Origin of the sequence: Mesorhizobium sp. M7A.F.Ca.US.002.01.1.1, from assembly GCF_004022955.1 — a bacterium.
Lineage (GTDB): Bacteria > Pseudomonadota > Alphaproteobacteria > Rhizobiales > Rhizobiaceae > Mesorhizobium > Mesorhizobium ciceri.
The window spans coordinates 1-1,295 of sequence record NZ_RZQE01000872.1 but is presented as its reverse complement, the minus strand read 5'-3'; the positions used below and the strand labels follow the sequence as shown (position 1 = coordinate 1,295).

The 1,295-nt window shown below is 67.0% G+C and carries 1 protein-coding gene; it reads left to right on the top strand.

Translation table 11 applies throughout. From position 1 onward, the window contains the following. Positions 1-31: 31 nt before the first annotated feature. Positions 32-1,295, top strand: a 1,264-nt coding sequence (locus EN932_RS36305; protein ID WP_128369535.1) for a copper resistance CopC/CopD family protein, incomplete at its 3' end; no start/stop codon positions are given.

Sequence of the window (1,295 nt, the reverse complement as noted above, 5' to 3'; positions counted from 1 at the left end):
GAGCACGACCTCCCTCCTGCAAACGGCTTGCATGACCGGCAAACGCACCGGCCGGCTTGCCGTCGGTCTGTTGGCTGTGATCGTGTTTCTTGCCAGCCTTGCCGTGTCAGATCAGGCCTTTGCCCATGCCGCGCTGATCAAGACCGACCCGGCCGACGGCGCGGTGCTGGCACAGGGACCGGCGCAGTTCTCGCTGACCTTCAGCGAGCCGGTCTCGCCTCTGGTGCTGACGCTGGTGAAGCCCGACGGCAAGCCGGTTCCACTGACCGCCTTTCGTCTCAGCGACCAGACCGTCGAGATCGACAATCCGCAGCCGCTCAAGTCGGGCACGCATGTCTTGAGCTGGCGCGTCATCTCCGCAGACGGTCATCCCGTCGGCGGATCGCTGCTGTTTTCCATCGGCGCGCCCAGCGAACCGCCGGCCGTATCCGAAGCCATCGACTGGCCGTTGCGGTCGGCTATCTGGGCGAGCAAAATCTTTCTCTACGTCGGCCTCTTCCTCGGCGTTGGCGGCGCCTTCGCGCTTGCCTGGTTGGCCGGAAGTGCCCGTGCCGGGCAGCGCTTCGTTGCAGCTGCAATCCTGAGCGGGCTGGTCGCGTCGTCCCTGTCGCTCGGATTGCAGGGGCTTGATGCACTCGGGGCGCCGCTCTCCCATCTGGCACAATCGGTCATCTGGCGGACCGGGCTCGGCACCAGCTTCGGCTGGACGGTGCTGGTCGCGCTGATCGCGCTGGGGCTTGGCCTGCTGTCGCTGGCCGGTCCCCGTGCCACCGCCAAGCCATTGGCGCTGGCCGGCCTGGCCGGGGTGGGGATTGCGCTTGCCGCCAGCGGCCATGCCAGTGCCGCCGAACCGCAATGGCTGACGCGGCCGATGGTGTTCCTGCATGGCGTCTGCATCGCGTCGTGGGTCGGCGCATTGGTCCCACTCGGGCTGGCGCTCAAGGGGCAATCGGCGGAGGCCACGCCATTCCTGCGGCGATTTTCTTGGGGGATCCTGCCCGTGGTGGCCGTGCTTGCCGCTGCCGGCACCGTGCTTGCCGTCATCCAGGTGCAAACGCCCGCGGCATTGGTCGACACCGCCTATGGAAGGCTGCTGCTGATCAAGCTCGGGCTGCTGGTCTTTCTGTTCACGCTCGCTGCCGTCAACCGCTGGAAACTCACGGCATCGGCCGAGGCGGGATCGACGGAAGTTCAACGCAGGCTGGTCCGCTCGATCGGCGTCGAGATGTTGATCGTGTTGGCGATTTTCGGCGTTGCCGCGGGCTGGCGCTTCACACCGCCGCCACGAGCCCTGG